17 protein-coding genes are annotated in these 17,698 nt (G+C 71.3%); 9 read left to right on the forward strand and 8 right to left on the reverse strand.

Annotated features, from left to right (window positions below; genetic code table 11):
* Positions 1–448: 448 nt before the first annotated feature.
* Positions 449–1,513, reverse strand: a complete 1,065-nt coding sequence (locus ACFVYA_RS44905; protein ID WP_387054075.1) for an Lrp/AsnC family transcriptional regulator — start codon at positions 1,511–1,513, stop codon at positions 449–451.
* Between the two features lie 68 nt (positions 1,514–1,581).
* On the opposite strand from ACFVYA_RS44905, the gene ACFVYA_RS44910 reads away from it, so the two are divergent.
* The 3 genes from ACFVYA_RS44910 (at position 1,582) to ACFVYA_RS44920 (ending at position 4,428) form a co-directional block, all read left to right on the forward strand.
* A complete protein-coding gene (locus ACFVYA_RS44910; protein WP_387054077.1) occupies positions 1,582–2,775 on the forward strand; it encodes a M20 family metallopeptidase in 1,194 nt (397 codons plus the stop codon).
* 250 nt (positions 2,776–3,025) lie between these two features.
* Positions 3,026–3,229: a hypothetical protein gene (locus ACFVYA_RS44915; protein ID WP_387054079.1), complete on the forward strand. Its 204-nt coding sequence runs from the start codon at positions 3,026–3,028 to the stop codon at positions 3,227–3,229.
* The gene (locus tag ACFVYA_RS44920; protein WP_285989817.1) at positions 3,226–4,428 is read left to right on the forward strand and encodes an amidohydrolase family protein; all 1,203 of its coding nucleotides are present in this window, start codon (positions 3,226–3,228) and stop codon (positions 4,426–4,428) included. The genes ACFVYA_RS44915 and ACFVYA_RS44920 overlap by 4 nt, the downstream gene beginning before the upstream one ends.
* Before the next feature lie 56 nt (positions 4,429–4,484).
* Here the strand turns inward: ACFVYA_RS44920 and ACFVYA_RS44925 are convergent, their stop codons facing one another.
* Positions 4,485–5,282 carry an alpha/beta fold hydrolase gene (locus tag ACFVYA_RS44925; RefSeq protein WP_285989818.1) on the reverse strand — a complete coding sequence of 266 codons (798 nt, stop codon included), beginning with the start codon at positions 5,280–5,282 and terminating at the stop codon, positions 4,485–4,487.
* A 64-nt stretch (positions 5,283–5,346) separates the two neighbouring features.
* Here ACFVYA_RS44925 and ACFVYA_RS44930 point away from each other — a divergent pair, with 64 nt between their 5' ends.
* Entirely contained in the window at positions 5,347–5,733 is a 387-nt protein-coding gene (locus tag ACFVYA_RS44930; protein WP_387054081.1) for a RidA family protein, read from the forward strand.
* On the opposite strand, the gene ACFVYA_RS44935 is transcribed toward ACFVYA_RS44930, so the two are convergent.
* The gene (locus tag ACFVYA_RS44935) at positions 5,730–6,887 is read right to left on the reverse strand and encodes a steroid 3-ketoacyl-CoA thiolase (RefSeq protein WP_387054083.1); all 1,158 of its coding nucleotides are present in this window, start codon (positions 6,885–6,887) and stop codon (positions 5,730–5,732) included. The genes ACFVYA_RS44930 and ACFVYA_RS44935 overlap by 4 nt on opposite strands.
* 231 nt (positions 6,888–7,118) lie before the next feature.
* On the opposite strand from ACFVYA_RS44935, the gene ACFVYA_RS44940 reads away from it, so the two are divergent.
* On the forward strand, positions 7,119–8,345 hold the full coding sequence (locus ACFVYA_RS44940) for a cytochrome P450 (protein ID WP_387054085.1): 1,227 nt from the start codon (positions 7,119–7,121) through the stop codon (positions 8,343–8,345).
* Here the strand turns inward: ACFVYA_RS44940 and ACFVYA_RS44945 are convergent.
* A complete protein-coding gene (locus tag ACFVYA_RS44945; RefSeq protein WP_387054087.1) occupies positions 8,317–8,898 on the reverse strand; it encodes a dienelactone hydrolase family protein in 582 nt (193 codons plus the stop codon). The genes ACFVYA_RS44940 and ACFVYA_RS44945 overlap by 29 nt on opposite strands.
* A 35-nt stretch (positions 8,899–8,933) precedes the next feature.
* Here ACFVYA_RS44945 and ACFVYA_RS44950 point away from each other — a divergent pair, with 35 nt between their 5' ends.
* Together ACFVYA_RS44950 and ACFVYA_RS44955 are read left to right on the forward strand one after the other, a co-directional pair.
* Entirely contained in the window at positions 8,934–9,725 is a 792-nt protein-coding gene (locus ACFVYA_RS44950; RefSeq protein WP_285989823.1) for a transglutaminase family protein, read from the forward strand.
* Positions 9,726–9,774: 49 nt separating this feature from the next.
* A complete protein-coding gene (locus ACFVYA_RS44955; protein WP_387054089.1) occupies positions 9,775–10,794 on the forward strand; it encodes a YhjD/YihY/BrkB family envelope integrity protein in 1,020 nt (339 codons plus the stop codon).
* Here the strand turns inward: ACFVYA_RS44955 and ACFVYA_RS44960 are convergent, their stop codons facing one another.
* The 4 genes from ACFVYA_RS44960 to ACFVYA_RS44975 all read right to left on the reverse strand — a co-directional run bounded on the left by ACFVYA_RS44960 (position 10,795) and on the right by ACFVYA_RS44975 (position 14,823).
* Positions 10,795–11,958: a thiolase domain-containing protein gene (locus ACFVYA_RS44960; RefSeq protein WP_285989825.1), complete on the reverse strand. Its 1,164-nt coding sequence runs from the start codon at positions 11,956–11,958 to the stop codon at positions 10,795–10,797.
* Complete coding sequence (locus ACFVYA_RS44965) at positions 11,955–12,968, reverse strand: thiolase domain-containing protein (RefSeq protein ID WP_387054092.1); 1,014 nt, start codon at positions 12,966–12,968, stop codon at positions 11,955–11,957. Before ACFVYA_RS44965 ends, ACFVYA_RS44960 begins: the two co-directional genes overlap by 4 nt.
* Positions 12,969–12,975: 7 nt before the next feature.
* The gene (locus ACFVYA_RS44970; protein WP_387054094.1) at positions 12,976–13,953 is read right to left on the reverse strand and encodes a Zn-ribbon domain-containing OB-fold protein; all 978 of its coding nucleotides are present in this window, start codon (positions 13,951–13,953) and stop codon (positions 12,976–12,978) included.
* Between the two features lie 81 nt (positions 13,954–14,034).
* Positions 14,035–14,823 (reverse strand): crotonase/enoyl-CoA hydratase family protein, encoded by a 789-nt coding sequence (locus tag ACFVYA_RS44975; RefSeq protein WP_285989829.1) that lies wholly within the window; start codon positions 14,821–14,823, stop codon positions 14,035–14,037.
* Between the two features lie 62 nt (positions 14,824–14,885).
* On the opposite strand from ACFVYA_RS44975, the gene ACFVYA_RS44980 reads away from it, so the two are divergent.
* A complete protein-coding gene (locus tag ACFVYA_RS44980) occupies positions 14,886–16,505 on the forward strand; it encodes an acyl-CoA synthetase (protein WP_387054096.1) in 1,620 nt (539 codons plus the stop codon).
* Positions 16,506–16,537: 32 nt separating this feature from the next.
* On the forward strand, positions 16,538–17,638 hold the full coding sequence (locus ACFVYA_RS44985) for an NAD(P)H-dependent flavin oxidoreductase (protein WP_387054098.1): 1,101 nt from the start codon (positions 16,538–16,540) through the stop codon (positions 17,636–17,638).
* The last annotated feature ends 60 nt before the right edge of the window (positions 17,639–17,698 follow it).

Genomic DNA, 17,698 nt, shown 5'->3' on the forward strand with positions numbered 1-17,698 from the left:
AGATGCCCCTCCAATCACGCGAGATGGCTTCTCAATCACGCGAGATGCCCCTCCAATCACGCGAACCACCCCACCCGGCCCACGAGATCCGTCCCCCATCACGCGAGTTCCGCCCTGGATCACGCGAGATCGGCTCCCGATCACGCGAGTTCCGCCCTCCAACACGCGAGATGCCCTTCCAGCCACACGAACCACCCCGCCCGGCCCATGAGATCCGCCTCCGATCACGTGAGTTCCGCTCCCGATCACGCGAGATCCGCCTCCGATCACGCGAGATCCGTCCCCATCACGCGACTTCCGTGGCCGAGCACACGACTTCCGTCCCGAATCACGCGAAACCCGCCGCGAAGCCCCGGCCGGTGGCCGCCCCTCGGTCACCGGGCCGGCCCGGCTTCGCGGCTCCCATGAACTCCGGTCCCGGGGGGTGCTTCCCTCCACCTCACCCCCCTCATCCCCCGGACCGGTGAACGCTGCGGTCCCCGTGCTCCGGCACGGGGACCGCGGCCCAGAAGTCCAGCGGCACCCGGCCCGTTCCCCGGCCCTCGAAGTCGAGCAACCGGCCCATCAGCTTGACGCTCCGCAGCGTGACCGCCCGGCCGGTGACCTCCAGCCACGGCAGCTTCGCCGCCAGTTGCGCCTCCACGGACAGCACGTCGTGCGACGAAGGCAGCCACAGCACCAGCATCAGGTTCGCCGCCCCGGTCAGCGCCGCGCACATGCGGACCTCCGGCACCATCGCCAGCGACCGGGCCGTCGTCTCCAGCTTGTCGGGCGGGACCCGCAGCCACAGCGTCACCGTGACCGGCGCCGGTGACGCCGGCCGCGCGATCTCGCAGCGGATGCGGATCGCGCCACGGCCGAGCAGCCCGTCCAGCCGGCGGCGCACCGTCGTCGCCCCGACACCGAGCGAGTCCGCCAGCGCCGCCGCCGAGGCGCGGGCGTCCGCGCCCAGCGCCAGGATCAGCGCGCGGTCCGCCGCGTCGAACCGCAGCGGTGCGCGCTGGCGAGCCGGCTTCGCCGACAACGCCTCCCGCTGACCCGGCGAGATCGCCCGCACCCGCCACCGGCTGCCTTCGGTGAAGATCCGCGGGGACAGCGTCGTCCGCACCCGCGCCACGCCGGGGATCGCCGCCACCCGGCTCGCCACGTGCGCGCCCAGCTCCCTCAGGGACGGCGCGACGACGTGGGCGAGCAGATCGCACGGCCCGGCCACGTGCTCGACCGTGGCCACGTGGACGTCCGCGGCCAGCACGGCGGCCACCGGGAAAACCGCTCCGGGCTCGCAGTCGATCGACACGAAGGCCGGCGCCAGCCGCTCGATCAGCTCGCCGCCGGCGTAAGCGGTGAGCCACGCTTCCCCGCGTTCCACGAGGGCGTCCCAGCGGCGGGACACGGTCACCGCGCCCAGGCCGAGCGCGTCCCCGAGCGTCGACCACGACGCCCGCGGCGCCGCCTGGAGGGCGTCGGCCAGTTTGAGGTCCTGCTCGGCCAACATGGCGGATTCTTCGCTCATCTGCCCTCGAAACGGTGGTTTCGGCGATTTTCCCCGGCCATTGTGCTCGACACTCGCATGATCGGCAGATGACCCTGCGCTCCGATGCCGCCGCCCTCCTCGACGAACTGGTCGCCCTCCGCCGCGACCTGCACCGCATCCCCGAGATCGGCCTCCACCTGCCGCGCACCCAGGACCGGGTCCTCGCCGCCCTGGACGGCCTGCCCCTGGAAATCACCCTCGGCAAGAACCTGTCGTCGATCACCGCGGTCCTGCGCGGCGGCCAACCCGGCGGCACCGTCCTCCTGCGCGGCGACATGGACGCGCTCCCGGTCACCGAGGCCAGCGGCGAGGAGTTCAGCTCGACCCTCGACGGCGCCATGCACGCCTGCGGCCACGACCTCCACACGGCCGGACTGGTCGGCGCGGCCCGCCTGCTCGCCGCCCGCCGGCCAGACCTCCCCGGGGACGTCGTCTTCATGTTCCAGCCCGGCGAAGAGGGCTGGGACGGCGCCGGCCACATGATCGACGAAGGCGTGCTGACGGCGTCCGGCAAGCACGTCGACGCCGCCTACGGCCTGCACGTTTCGGCCGCCAGCTACGCGAAGGGCCAGTTCACCGCCCGGCCGGGCACGCTGATGGCGGCCTCGGGCGCCCTCGAGGTCCGGGTGAAGGGCGACGGCGGCCACGGCTCGTCCCCGCACGACGCCCGCGACCCCATCCCCGCGGCCTGCGAGATGGTGACCGCCCTGCAGACGATGGTCACGCGCACCTTCGACGTCTTCGACCCGGTCGTGATCACCGTCGGCTCGTTCCACGCCGGCACCCGGCGCAACATCATCCCGGACGACGCGGTGTTCGAGGCGACGCTGCGGTCGTTCTCGCCGGAAGTCGCGGCCCGGGTGGGCGAGCGCGCGGAGCAGGTCTGCCGCGGCATCGCGCAAGCCCACGGCCTCGACATCGAAGTCACCTACGAACCCGAGTACCCCGCGACGGTCAACGACGCCGACGCCTACGACTTCGTGGCCGCCACGATCCGCGACGTCTTCGGTGAGGAGCGCTTCACCGAGATGGCCGATCCGATCACCGGTTCGGAGGACTTCTCCCGTGTCCTGGAACGGGTTCCCGGGGCGTACCTCTTCCTCGGCGCGTGCCCGGCGGACCCGGCGAGCGCCCCGGACAACCACTCACCGCGGGCGCGCTTCGACGACAGCGTGCTCGGCGACGGCGCCGCGCTGCTGGCCGAGCTCGCCGTCCGCCGCCTCGCGCTCCTGGCCGGGTGACGCCCGTGCGCAGCTGCCACTGACCCCGCTGCTGCCGTGCTCGCCCTGGGGTGGAACAGCTGCACCCGGAGAAACTGGTCGTCCACAGTGGAGGGAACGACCACGTCTGGTCCGTGTCCCGAAGGGGAGTGACCCGAACGGCGTATTGCTGTCGCTGTCGAAGGACGCTCTCCCCGCCTGGGTGTGCAGCGGCCGCCGGCAGCTCCGGATCGACCACGGCACGGTTGTGGTCGCGAGTACGCTGGCCTTCGTGCTCGGCATCTTCCGGCCGGATCTGCCGGCCAACCTGCGGCGGGTGCCGGTCGGCAAGGTCCCGGTGCCGGCCGGGCTGGCCGCCGGCGAGCTCGTGGTCCTCTGGCTGACCTTTGTGGACACTCATCTCGCCGGCACGGTCACCGTCGGCTCGGCCGCGGTGGTGGCGCCGCGACGGACTTCTCTCGTGGAGGCGGCGTGACGCGCACGGTGTTCACCGGCGGCTCGGTGTTCGACGGCACCGGCGCGGACCCGGCACCGGCCGACGTCGTCGTCGAGCACGGCCGGATCATCGACGTCGGAACCGGCCTGGACGGCGACGAAGGCGTCGACTGCACCGGCACGGTGCTGCTGCCGGGGCTGTTCGACTGCCACGTGCACGTGACGATCTCGGACATCGGGCTGCTGTCCCGGGTGCAGAAGCCGTTCTCCTACCAGTTCTACGAAGCCGCGCGGAACCTCTGGGCGACCCTCGGGCTGGGGATCACGACGGTCCGCGACGCGGCGGGCGCGGACCTCGGCATCAAGCAGGCGGTGGACGACGGGCTGATCCCCGGCCCGCGGCTGCAGATCTCGATCGGCTTGATCAGCCCGACCGGCGGCCACGGCGACGCGTGGAACCCCTCGGGGCTGTGCGTCCCGCTGCTGGTCCCGCACCCGGGCCGGCCGGAGACCACGGTCGACGGTCCCGACGAGATGCGCCGGGTGGCCAGGACGCTGCTGCGCGCGGGCGCGGACGTGCTCAAGGTCTGCACGACCGGCGGCGTGCTGTCTCCGCGCGACGACCCCCGACACGCGCAGTTCACCCCGGAGGAGCTGGACGTCCTGGTGACGGAGGCGGCGATGCAGGGCCGCCCGGTGATGGCGCACGCCCAGGGCGCGGCGGGCATCAAGAACGCGGTCCGCGCGGGCGCGCGTTCGATCGAGCACGGGATCTACCTCGACGACGAAGCGATCGAGCTGATGCTCGGCCGCGGAACCTGGCTGGTGCCGACGCTGATCGCCCCGGTCAACGTGGTCCGCGCGGCCGACGCGGGCGTCGACCTCCCGGCGGCGGTGGTGGCGAAGGCGCGTGAAGTGGTGGAGGCCCACCGGGACTCGGTCCGCCGCGCGTACGCGGCGGGCGTCCGGATCGCGATGGGCACGGACAGCGGAGTGGGGCCGCACGGGACGAACCTCGAGGAACTGGCCCTGATGGCGGCGTGCGGCATGAAACCGGGGGACGTCCTGGAGGCCACGACCTCATCGGCGGCCCGGTTGATGGGCCTGGACGGCGAACTGGGCCGGCTGGAGCCGGGCCTGCGGGCGGACGTCGTGGTGGTGGCCGGGGATCCGTACGACTTCCCGGCGCTGGCGTCGAACATCCGGGAGGTCTGGAAGGACGGCATCCGAGTGGTCTGACGCCGTGTCGTCCGGCTGGGTACGCGTGTCGTCCGGCGGAGTACGCGTGTCGTCCGTCAGAGCTCCGGGCTCAGCAGCTCCCGCAGTGCCGCGGCGAACTTCGCGGGGTTCCGCTGCGGTGCCAGGTGCGACCCCGGCAGCTCGGTGAACGGCAATCCCAGCTCCAGCGCCAGGATCTTCGCCGGCTGGTAGTGGTAGCGGCCCCGGCTGCCCTCGCCCGCCACCGGGACGATCTCCGTGCTCGCCTTGCGCAGCGCCCGCAGGTCCGGCAGGTAGTCGAAGAACTCCGTCAGCTCGCGGTCGAACAGCCGGATCCACTCGGCTTCGTGGGGGAGGCGCAGGTTCGGCAGGTTCGGCAGGGCCGCGCCCGCGATCGCGTCCGCGAAGCGCGTCACCGCGGCCATCAGCTCACCCGAACGGGCCAGCCGGACCTGTTCGGCCGCCGCTTCGAGCCAGCCGCCCGCGTCCGGCATCAGGTGCACCGCCGGGGGTTCGTGCGCGACCAGCGTCGTCACGCGGTCCGGGTGCCGGGCGACGAGGTCGAGGCCGATCAGGGCGCCCGCGCTGGAGCCGAACACCCGGGCCGGGCCGTCGGCCGCGTGGTCGAGGACGGCCAGTGCGTCGTCCGCCTGCAGGGAAACCGGGACCGGGCCCGTCGTCGTGTCCGTGCTGCCGAAGTGGCCGCGGCGATCGTAGGTGATCACGGTGTAGTCCGCGTACAGCTGCTTCGCCAGCGCGCGGTAGGCGTCGCCCGATCCGGTGCCGCCCGCGATCAGCAGCAGTGCCGGGCCCTCGCCGCCACGGCGGACGAGGAGCTCACCGTCCTCCACCGGGCAACGGCTTTCCGAGATCATGCCCCGAAGTGAAGCACAGGCTATTCACTGGACGGCGTGGTGGTCGATCCCTAACGTGCGCGGCATGGCACAACGGCGAGCGATCCTCAGCGGGTCGACCTTCGAAGAGCAGATCGGCTACGCCCGGGCGGTGGTCCACGGCGACCGCGTGTACGTCTCGGGCACCACCGGTTTCGACTACCGGGCGATGACGATCTCCGACGACGTCGCCGAGCAGGCGGCCCAGTGCCTGCGCAACATCGAAGCGGCGCTGGCCGAGGCGGGCTGCACGTTCGCGGACGTGGTCCGCGTCCGCTACCTGCTGCCTTCGCGCGAGGACTTCGAGCCGTGCTGGCCGGTGCTGCGCAAGGCGTTCGCGGACGTCCGCCCGGCCGCGACGATGCTGGAGTGCGGCCTGGCGGACCCGCGGATGAAGATCGAGATCGAGGTGGACGCCCACCTGCCGGGCTAGAGCCGTTCGATGATCGACGCGGTGGCCAGCGCGCCGCCCGCGCACATCGTCACCAGGGCCGTCGAGGCGTCCCGGCGCTCCAGCTCGTGCAACGCCGTCGTCAGCAGGCGGGCTCCCGTGCTGCCCACCGGGTGGCCGAGGGCGATCGCGCCGCCGTTGACGTTCACCCGGGACGGGTCCGGCAAAACCACCTGCTGCCAGGACAACGCGACCGAGGCGAACGCCTCGTTGACCTCGAACAGGTCCACGTCACCCACGGTCATCCCGGCCCGGGACAGCACCCGTTCCGTCGCGCGGATCGGGCCGTCCAGGTGGTAGTACGGCTCGGCGCCGACCAGTGCCTGTGCCACGATCCGGGCCCGGGGACGCAGCCCCAGCGCCGCGGCCCGGTCGGCGTCCAGCAGGAGCAGGGCCGCCGCGCCGTCGGAGATCTGGGAGGACGTGCCCGCCGTGTGGATGCCGTCCTCGACCACCGGCTTGAGCCGGGCGAGGCCTTCGACCGTCGTTTCGCGCAGGCCCTGGTCGCGCGCGACCAAGCGCGTTTCCCCCGTCGGATCGCCCGAATCGGACAGGACCGGGGCCTTCACCGGCACCACCTCGCGGTCGAAGTGGCCTGCCTCCCAGGCAGCCGCCGCCTTCTGCTGGGACGCCGCGCCGAACGCGTCGACGTCCTCCCGGGTCAGGCCGCGGCGGACCGCGATCCGCTCCGCCGCGCCGTACTGGTTGGGCAGGTCGATCGACCACGACGACGGCCGCGGTGAAGCGCCGGCCCGGTTCGCGCCCAGCGGCACCCGGCTCATCGCCTCGACCCCGCACGCGACGCCGGCCTCGATGGCACCCGCCGCGATCAGGCCGGCGACGAGGTGGGTGGCCTGCTGCGCCGAGCCGCACTGGGCGTCGATCGTCGTCGCGCCCGCCGTCTCGGGCAGCCCGGCGTGCAGCCACGCCGTGCGCGTGACGTTGTTCGACTGCTCACCGGCCTGCGTGACGCAGCCGCCGATGAGCTGTTCGACGAGGGCCGGGTCGATCCCGGCGCGGTCCAGCAGGGCGAGCTGCGCGGCACCCAGCAGCTCGGCCGCGTGCAGGCCGGCGAGCAGCCCGTTCCGCTTGCCGATCGGGGTCCGCACGGCTTCGACGATGACCGGCACGCCCATGTCGTCCCTTTCGTCGGGAAACACTGTTCACTACCCCAAAAACTAGAACAAGTTATCGTTTCGTGCAAGTCTACGCAGGCTCGAGCCTGTCTTGATCTTCGGATGGTGAGCGCACGCTCACCTGGCATCATCGGTTAAGTAAACGGGTTTCACTTACGGTCTTCCGTTGGTTAACGCCGTATGCTTCAATCCAACCTAGAACGTGTTCCAAGCCGAACCGTGGGAGGCAACGTGGCCGCTCCGCTCATCCCCGCCGGGTTCGACTTCACCGATCCCGATCTCTTGGCACAGCGACTTCCCGTCGCCGAGTTCGCCGAACTCCGGCGAACCGCCCCGGTGTGGTGGAACCCCCAGAAGCACAACACCGCGGGCTTCCGCGACGACGGCTATTGGGTCGTCTCGCGGCACGCGGACGTCAAGGAGGTCTCGCGCGACAGCACGCTCTACTCGTCGCGGGAGAAGACCGCCATCATCCGCTTCGACGAGAACATGACCGAGGACAACCTCGAAGCGAACCGCCTGGTGCTGCTCAACATGGACGCCCCGCAGCACACCAAGCTGCGGCGGATCGTGTCCAAGGGCTTCACCCCGCGGTCCATCTCGAAGCTCGAGGACACGCTGCGGGACCGCGCCGAACGGATCGTCTCCGAGGCGAAGAAGAAGGGGTCGGGCGACTTCGTCACCGACGTCGCGTGCGAGCTGCCGCTGCAGGCGATCGCCGAGCTGATCGGCATCCCGCAGGAGGACCGGCTGAAGATCTTCGACTGGTCCAACCAGATGGTCGCCTACGACGACCCCGAGTACGAGGTCGAGCCCCTGGAGGCGTCCACCCAGCTCATCGGCTACGCCTGGAACATGGCCGAGGACCGCCGCAGGTGCCCGATGGACGACATCGTCACGAAGCTGATCCACGCCGACGTCGACGGTGAAGAGCTCGGCTCCGACGAGTTCGGCTTCTTCGTGATCCTACTTGCCGTCGCGGGCAACGAGACCACGCGCAACTCCATCACCCACGGCATGAAGGCCCTCCTGGACCACCCGGACCAGTGGGAGATCTTCAAGGACCAGCGGCCGAAGACCGCGCCCGACGAGATCGTCCGCTGGGCCACTCCGGTGATCGCCTTCCAGCGCACCGCCACCCGGGACACCGAGCTCGGCGGCGCGCACATCCGCAAGGGCGACCGCGTCGGCATGTTCTACAGCTCCGCCAACTTCGACCACGAGGTGTTCCAGGACCCGGAGAAGTTCGACGTGCTCCGCGAGGACAACCCGCACGTGGGCTTCGGCGGCACCGGATCGCACTACTGCATCGGCGCGAACCTGGCCCGGCTGCAGATCGACCTGATCTTCAACGCGATCGCCGACGTGATGCCGAACATCACCGAGGCGGCACCCCCGGTGCGGCTGCGGTCGAGCTGGCTGAACGGCATCAAGCACTACCCGGTGAACTACGGCTGAGGAACGCGGCGACCCGCTCCCAGGTGAGTTCGGCCCCGGCCACGTCGTGGTCGGGGCCGTCCGCGTCGGTGTAGAAGTGGCCGAGGCCCGGGTAGGTGTACACCCGGGCCTCGGCGCCCGACCGCGCCGCGGCTTCGCGCCAGGCCGCGACCTGCGCCGGGGGCGCGATCGGGTCGGGATCGGCGACGTGGACCTGCACCGGCAGGCCCGCGCGGTGCCCGGCCGGCAGCGCCCCCATCGCGTGCAGGAGCACGACACCGGCGGTGCCGGGCCGGTGCGGCAGCACGGTCTCGACGACGCCCGCCCCCATCGACACGCCCACGAGCACGGTCTCGGCGGGCAGATCTCGCACGCCGTCGCGGGCTCGCCGGGTGATGGTCTCCCAGCCGACGGCGTCCTTCAGCGCGAAGCCCTCGTCGAGGGTTGCCGCCGTGCGGCCGGCGTAGAGGTCCGGGGTGGTGACGTGGTGCCCGGCCGCCCGCAGCCGGTCGGCGAAACCGAGCTCGACGGGCCGTAATCCCAGCACCGAGTGGAACATCACGATGTCGCTCACCCGGCGATTCTGCCAGGGGCTGCCATGATGGGACGATGCCTTCGCGAGCGACCGTGGACGTCGAGTTCGCCATCCGCGTCACCGAACCCGGGCCCGCGGCGATCTCGGTCTCCGCGGCGCACGCCGACACCGACGAACTCCGCGTGTCCTGGCACGGGCCCGGCCGGCCCGTCGAGTTCGCGCACGGCACCCGGGCCGAGGTGTTCGACCTGCCCGCCGGCGAGCACCGCGTCAGCTACCACGCCGAGCGCGTGTTCACCGACCCCGAACCCGAGCCCGTGACGCTCGCCGACGTCATCGTGTTCACCCGGCCGAGCCGGTACTGCCCGTCCGATCGCGTCGCCGGGCTCGTGCCGCCGGAGCTGCGCAACCTCGAGAACCGCGGGAAACAGGTCGAAGCCGTCGTCCGGCACGTCCACGAGCGACTGTCCTATGTGGTCGGTTCGAGCCGGCCCGCCGACGACGCGATCGACACCCTGCTCGCCGGCGAAGGCGTCTGCCGCGACTTCGCGCACGTCTGCATCACCCTGTGCCGGTTCCTCGACATCCCCGCGCGCTACGTCGGCGTCTACGCGCCCGGGCTCGCGCCGATGGACTTCCACGCCGTCTTCGAAGCCGCGGTCGACGGTCACTGGTACGTCTTCGACGCCACCCGGCTCGCGCCGCGCCAGACCATGCTCCGGATCTCCACCGGCCGCGACGCCGCCGACACCGCCTTCCTCGCCACGCTCGGCGGCGAACTCGACTTCCTGGGCAGCACCATCTTCGCGACGACGGACTCCGCACTGCCCGTCGACGACGGATCCGGCCTGGTCGTTCTCGGCTGACCCGCGTGTTGCCTGCGCAAAGACGGCCCCGGCTGGGTAGACAGTCTTCGTGAACAGTTCCCCCAAGGCGCCCAGCCGCTGGGCCCGGGCGCGCGCCCGGTACCGGTGGCTGGACCACCTCGCCCGCGCGACCAACCGCTACATCGAGTCCGGCGGTTACCACTACGTCGCCTCGATCACCTACTTCAGCCTGCTGTCGCTGGTGCCGCTGCTGATGGTCGCCTCGTCGGTCGCCGGGTTCGTGCTGGCCACCCAGCCGAACCTGCTCGACACGCTGGTGCACGCGATCGTCAGCACGCTGCCCGGCGGGCTCGGCGACAAAGCCACGGAACTGCTCACCGGCTTCGTCGAGCAGCGGACCAGCGTCGGCGTGGTCGGCCTGGCCATCGGCCTCTACTCCGGCTGGAACTGGATGAACGCGCTGCGGGACTCGCTGACGGCGCTGTGGGGGCAGAACCGGTCGGACCAGTCGCTGCTGCGGCTGATCCTGGGCGACCTGCTCGCCCTGCTCGGCCTGACCGCGGCCCTGCTGGTGTCGTTCACGCTCACCATCTCCGGCACCGCGCTCGGCGGCTACCTCCTCCGGCTGGCCGGCCTCGACGACACCAGCTGGGGGCACCAGCTCGTGTCGGCCTCCTCGGTGCCGCTGTCGCTGGCCGCCGACTGGCTGGTCTTCCTCTGGGTGCTCACCCGGCTGCCCCGGCAGAAGGTCGGCGTGCGCAGCGCGATCCGCGGCGCGATCGCCCTCGCCGTCGGGTTCGAGGTGCTGAAGCTGCTCGGCGGGTTCTACCTCCGGCTGATCGGCGACTCGCCGACCGGGATCGCGTTCGGCTCGATCATCGGCCTCATCTTCTTCATCTCACTGGTCGCGCGCCTGCTCGTCTACGTCACGGCGTGGACCGCGACCGGCTCCGACGCACCCCCGAAGCCGGTCCAGCCGCCGGCGCCGGTGGTGCTGAATCCGGTGGTCGTGGTGGACCCGCCGATCGCGGTGCCCGCCACGGTCGGCGTGGTCACCGGCGTCCTCGGCACCCTGCTCGCGCTCCGCTGGCGCCGCTCCCGCCGGTGATCAGCGGGGCTTCTCCGAGCCCACCAGCCACATTGAGAAGTACTGCGACCCGCCGCCGTAGGCGTGCCCGAGCGCGCGGCGCGCGCCGTCCACCTGGTAGTCCCCGGCCCGTCCCATGACCTGCTTCGCGGCCTCCGAGAACCGCAGCATGCCGGACGCGCCGATCGGGTTGGACGAGAGCACCCCGCCGGAGGGGTTGCACGGCAGCCGGCCGCCGATCGCCGTCTCGCCCTTCTCGGTGACCTTCCAGCCTTCGCCTTCGGGGGCGAAGCCGAGGTTCTCCAGCCACATCGGCTCGAACCACGAGAACGGCACGTAGATCTCGGCGACGTCCACTTCGGACATCGGGTCGGTGATGCCCGCCTCGGCCCACAGCGCGGCCGCGGCCTCGCGCCCGGCCCGGGGGTTCACCTGGTCGCGGCCGGCGAACGTGGTCGGCTCGGTGCGCATCGCCGTCGCGTGGATCCACGCCGCGCCGCCTTCGACCGCGTCCCCGGCGGCCTCGTCGCCGAGCACCATCGCGCACGCGCCGTCGGACGACGGGCACGTCTCGTCGTAGCGGATCGGGTCCCACAGCATCTGCGACGCCCGCACCGACTCGACGGTGATGTCCGGCTGCTGCAGGTGCGCATACGGATTGAGCGCGCCGTTGCGCCGGTCCTTCGCCGCGACGATCGCCCCGACGTGCTCGGGTGCGCCCGAGCGGCGGATGTAGGAACGCACGTGCGGCGCGAAGTAGCCGCCCGCGCCGGCCCCGACCGGCATCTGGAACGGCGGCAGGATCGACAGCCCCCACATCGCGTTCGACTCGGACTGCTTTTCGTAGGCCACGGTGAGCACGCGCCGGTGCACGCCCGACTGGATGAGCGACGCCGCCACCAGCGCCGTCGAGCCGCCCACCGACCCGGCGGTGTGCACGCGCAGCAGCGGCTTCCCGGTCGCGCCGAGCGAGTCGGCGAGGAACAGCTCGGGCATCATCACGCCCTCGAACAGGTCGGGGGCCTTGCCGAGCACGACGGCGTCGATGTCGGCCCACTCCACCTGGGCGTCGGTCATCGCGCGGTCGATCGCCTCGCGCAGCAGGCCCGGCATCGAGACGTCCTGCCGCTTGGCGCGGTGGTGCGTCTGGCCGGTGCCGAGCACGGCGGTGAGCTGCTTGGTCATCGGGCCTCCAGCACGGTCACCAGGTTTTGTTGCAGGGCCGGGCCGCTCGTCGCGTGCGCCACGGCCTTGCGGGATTCGCCGCTGTGGATCCGGCTCGCCGCTTCGCCGATCCGGGCGAGCCCGGCGGAGAACATCGGGTTCGCGGCCAGCGCCCCGCCGGAGGGGTTGATCTTCACGCCGTCGCCGAGCCCGAGCGCGGCGCGCAGGATGAGCTCTTGGTGCGTGAAGGGTGCGTGCAGCTCCGCGAGGTCGACGCCGTCGAGGTCCAGGGCCTCGGCCGCCGCCTCGGTGGACGGCGAGCGGGTCAGGTCGCGGGCGCCGAGCACGGGGGAGTCGACGCGGTGCTCGATACCGGTGATCACCGCCGGGCGCTCGACGATCTCGCGCGCCCGTTCCACAGTGGACAAGACGATGACGGCGGCGCCGTCGGTGATCGGGGCGATGTCGTGCTTGCGCAGTGGGTCGGCGAAGTACGGCGTGTCGAGGAGTTCCGCGACGTCCTGGCCGGTTCCGCGGGCGGCGACTTCGGCCAGGTCCTTTTCGGACCAGAGTCCGGCCTCCAGGCCCAGGCGGGCCTGGATCCCGGCGATCGAGACCGAGTCCGGCCACAACGGCGTGACGACGTACGGGTCGAGCTGCAGGGCGAGCACCCGGCGCAGCTGCCCCGCGCTGGACTTGCCGAAGCCGTAGACGAGCGCGGTCTCGACCTCGCCCATCTTGATCTTCAGCCACGCTTCGTACAGCGCCCAGGCGGCGTCCATCTCGACGTGCGACTCGTGGATCGGCGGGAACGCGCCGATCGCGTCGACGGCGGCGATGAAGGAGAACGCGCGGCCGGCCAAGTAGTCCGACGAACCGGAACACCAGAAGCCGATGTCCTGTTTGGACAGGCCGGTCTGCGCGAAGACCTCGGCGAAGATCGGGACGAGCATCTCCACGCCGTTGGTGGTGCCCGGGGTTTCGCGGACGTTGGGGGCCTTCGCGAAGCCCGCGATCGCGACGTCTGGCATCAGGACCTCACAGGTGGTGGGCGAAGGTTTCGTAAGCCGCGTCCGGCTCGCCGGTCGGCTCGAAGTGGCTGATGTTCTCCAGCGACGTCCACCACTGATCGCGCGGCTTCCACGCGGCGCGCACCCGCATGCCCATCTTGACGTCTTCGGCGGCGCAGCCGAGGACGAGGTGGAGGAAGGCGATGTCGGCGCCGTCGAGCAGGATGTAGGCGGCGACGTACGGCGGCTTGATCCGCTGGCCGAGGAACGGGACGTTGACGATGCAGAAGGTGGTGACGATGCCGGTGTCGGGCAGCTCGACCTCTTCGGTGGTCGGCACGCCGTCGGTCGGGCAGGCGCCGCGCGGCGGGATGTAGACCTTGCCGCAGGCGGGACAGCGCTGGCCGATCAGCTTCCCCTCGGCGAGCCCGCGCAGGTAGGTGCTCTCCTCGGGGGAGGCGGAGTGCATGTACTTGAGGTGCACCGGCGTGATGACGATGCTGACCGGCGCGCCCTCCTCGCGGTCGGCGACCGGGGGAGCGGGTTCGGTGGGCGTGGTGTCCTCGGCGTCCACGGGCAGGAAGTAGGCGATGTCGCGGATGTGCCCGACGACCTCGTCGGCCCAGCGCACGCGCACCCGCTGTCCACTGTGGATGTTCCCGGGGTCGCCGGCGTCGACGGCGTGCAGCATCGGGGTGTCGGCGCCGTCGAGCTGGACGAGCGCCCAGGCGAAGGGACGGCTCAGCGGCTGCCCGTCGAGGGGTTCGGGGCACCACGACCACGAGACGACGGTGCCCTCTTCGGCCACGGGAACGAACTCGCTGAGCTGCGCGGCGGTCACGGGGTCGTACTCGACCGGCGGGACGTGCACCCGGCCGTCGCTGCCGCGGATGCCTTCGATCCGGCGGTCACGCAGCGCGTTGACGAACCGGCCGATGACGGGCCCGGTCGAGCGGGTGTAGTCGAAGCCGACGTTCAGCGGTGCCGCAAGCGGTGTCTCGGTCACGTCCTTGAGTGAAACACGTTCTCGTTCTGCCGACAAGGCTCCTCCGGGAGGCGTCTGAATGTGAATAGAACGCGTTCTCGGTCAGTGGCCCTTGAAGTCCGGCTTCCGCTTCTCCGAGAACGCCCGCGGCCCCTCCTTGGCGTCCTCCGACGCGAACACCTCGATGCCGTACTGCGAGTCCAGCTTGAAGGCCTCTTCCTCGTGCAGGCCCTCCGTGTCGCGGATCGTCCGCAGGATCGCCCGCACCGCCAGCGGCCCGTTCGTGTTGATCAGCCCGGCCAGTTCGAGGGCCTTCGAGAGCGCGGCGCCGTCCGGGACCACGTGCCCGATCAAGCCGATGGCCAGCGCCTCCGTCGCGGTCAGGTGACGGCCGGTCAGCAGGATGTCCGCGGCCACCGTGTACGGGATCTGGCGCGGCAGCCGCACCGCCGAGCCGCCCATCGGGAACAGGCCCCAGCGCGCCTCCGAGACCCCGAAGCGGGCCGACTCGCCCGCCACCCGGATGTCGGTCCCCTGGAGGATCTCGGTGCCACCCGCGATCGCCGGGCCCTCGACCGCCGCGATCAGGGGCTTCGTCAGGCGGCGGCCCTTCAAAAGGCCCGGAATGCGCGAAGGGTCGAACTTGCCCGAGGCGAACGACTCCGACGGCGAGTTGCGGGACATCGACTTGAGGTCCGCGCCCGCGCAGAACGCGCCGCCCGCGCCGGTCAGGATGCAGCTGCGGATCGAGTCGTCGGAATCGACGCGGTCCCAGGCGTCGACCATGATCGACATCATCTCGCCGGTGATCGCGTTGCGCGCTTCGGGCCGGTTCATCGTGACGACGAGGGTCTGGCCCTCCTGTGTCACCAGCGCGTGCGGTTCACCCACGGAAGACCTCCTGAAGGAGCAGTGCCATTGCCCGGAACGATAACATGTTCTACTTTGAGGGCGTGGCACTCAACATCGCGGATCTTCTGGAGCACGCCGTCGACGCCGTGCCGGAGCGCGTCGCGGTCGTGTGCGGCGACCGGCAAGTCACCTTCGCCGAACTGGAGGCGCGGGCCAACCGGCTCGCCCACCACCTCGCCGCGCACGGCGTGGGACGCGGATCCCACATCGGGGTCTACTCCCGCAACTCGATCGAGGCCTTGGAGGCGATGATCGCGGCGTACAAGCTGCGCGCGATCGCCGTCAACGTCAACTACCGCTACGTGCACGGCGAACTCGTCTACCTCTTCAACGACGCCGAGATCGTCGCGCTCGTGCACGAACGCAGCTACGCGGACAAGGTCGCCGCGGTGCTGCCGGAGGCGCCGAAACTGAAACACGTTGTCGTGATCGACGACGGCAGTGACGGCGACTACGAAAGCTACGGCGGCGTCGACTACGAGACGGCGCTGAGCCAGGAGTCCCCCGACCGGGACTTCGGGGAACGATCGGGCGACGACCTCTACATCCTCTACACCGGGGGCACCACGGGCTACCCCAAGGGCGTGCTCTGGCGGCAGGAGGACGTCTGGCGCGCGCTCGGCGGCGGGATCAACTTCGTCACCGGGGAGTACGTCCCGGACGAGTGGACGCTCGCCGAGCAGGGCAAGTCCGGGAGCCTGAGCCGGCTGCCCGCCGCGCCGCTGATCCACGGGGCCGCGCAGTGGGCCGCGTTCGGCGCGCTGTTCACCGGCAGCCCGGTGGTGTTCGTGCCCCGCTTCGACGCCCACGAGATCTGGAAGGCCGTGCAGAAGCACAAGGTCCAGGTCCTCACGATCGTCGGCGACGCGATGGCCCGGCCGCTCATCGAGGCCTACCACGAGGGGAACTACGACGCTTCGTCGATCGTCGCGGTGTCGAGCCACGCCGCGCTGTTCTCGCAGTCGGTGAAACAGCAGTTCGTCGAGCTCGTGCCGCCCCACGCGCTGGTCACCGACGCGATCGGCGCGTCGGAGAGCGGCTTCACCGGCATCGGCGCGGTGGCCAAGGGGTCCGACCACAGCGCCGGCCCGCGGGTGAACTTCGGCCAGGACGCCGTCCTGCTGGACGAAGACGGCAACATCGTCGAAAAGAAGCCCGGTGCGACCGGGCTGATCGGCCGCCGCGGGCACGTCCCGCTCGGCTACTACAACGATCCCGAGAAGAGCAAGAAGATCTTCGTCGAGGTCGACGGCGTCCGGTACGTCGTCCCGGGCGACTACGCCCGCTACGAGGAGGACGGCACCGTCACGCTGCTCGGGCGCGGCTCGCAGTGCGTCAACACCGGCGGCGAGAAGGTCTACCCGGAAGAGGTCGAAGGGGCGCTCAAGTCCCACCCCGACGTCTTCGACGCGCTCGTCATCGGCGTCCCGGACGAGCGGCTCGGCCAGCGCGTCGCCGCCGTCGTCCAGCTCCGCGAGGGCGCCGAACCGGACCTCGCCGGCCTCGAAGAGCACGTCCGCGGCGAGATCGCCGGCTACAAGGTGCCACGGACCGTCTGGCTGGCCGGCGAGATCGGGCGCTCGCCCAGCGGCAAGCCGGACTACCCCTGGGCCCAGCGCTACGCGGCCGAGCACGAACCGGCCGCGGCCCAGCCCGTCTGAGGAGGACAACCCCGTCTGAGGAGGACAACACAGTGCGGACACCCCTGTGCGACCGGCTCGGCATCGACCTGCCGATCGTCGGGTTCACCCCGTCGGAGCACGTCGCCGCGGCACTCAGCCGCGCCGGCGGGCTCGGCGTGCTCGGCTGCGTGCGGTTCAACGACGCCGCCGAGCTCGACCGGGTGCTCACCTGGATGGACGAGAACACCGGCGGGAAACCGTACGGCGTCGACATCGTCATGCCGGCCAAGGTGCCCGCCGAGGGCACCCAGGTCGATCTGGCGAAGCTCATCCCGGACGGGCACCGCGCGTTCGTCGACCGCGTCCTGAAAGAGCTGTCAGTGCCGCCGCTGCCGGACGACACCGACGAGCGCGCGGGCGTGCTCGGCTGGCTGCACTCGGTCGCCCGGTCGCACGTCGAGGTCGCGCTCAACCACCCGATCAAGCTGATCGCCAACGCGCTCGGCTCGCCGCCGGCGGACGTGATCGGCCAGTGCCACGATCGCGGGGTGCCGGTCGCGGCGCTCGCCGGGAAGGCCGAGCACGCCGTGCGGCACGTCGAAAACGGCGTCGACTTCGTGGTGGCGCAGGGTTACGAAGCCGGCGGGCACACCGGCGAGATCGCGTCCATGGTGCTGGTGCCGGAGATCGTCGACGCGGTCGACGTGCCGGTGCTGGCCGCGGGCGGAATCGGTTCCGGCCGCCAGATGGCCGCCGCGCTCGCGCTCGGCGCGTCCGGCGTCTGGATGGGGTCGATGTGGCTGGCCACCGAGGAGTACCTGCAGACGATGGGCGAATCGGTGGCGATGCAGCAGGCGCTCGTCGCGGCGTCGTCGTCGGACACCGTGCGGACGCGGATCTACACGGGCAAGCCGGCCCGGCTGCTGAAGACCCGCTGGACCGAGGCGTGGGCCGCGCCGGACGCGCCCGAGCCGCTGCCGATGCCGCTGCAGAACCTGCTGGTTTCCCCGGCCCACAACCGGATCCACGCGGCGAACGACCCGAGCGTGGTGTCGATGCCGGTCGGGCAGATCGTCGGCCGGATGAACCAGGTCCGTCCGGTGGCCGACGTCGTCGCGGAACTGGTGAGCGGCTACGAAGAAGCGTTGTCCCGCTTGGACAAGACCCGCTGAACGAGAGAAAGGGGCCCCGCCGCGGCGGGGCCCCTTTTCCGTGCGTGAACGGTTACAGCG

The sequence above is a fragment of the Amycolatopsis sp. NPDC058278 genome, assembly GCF_042881395.1.
Lineage (GTDB): Bacteria > Actinomycetota > Actinomycetes > Mycobacteriales > Pseudonocardiaceae > Amycolatopsis.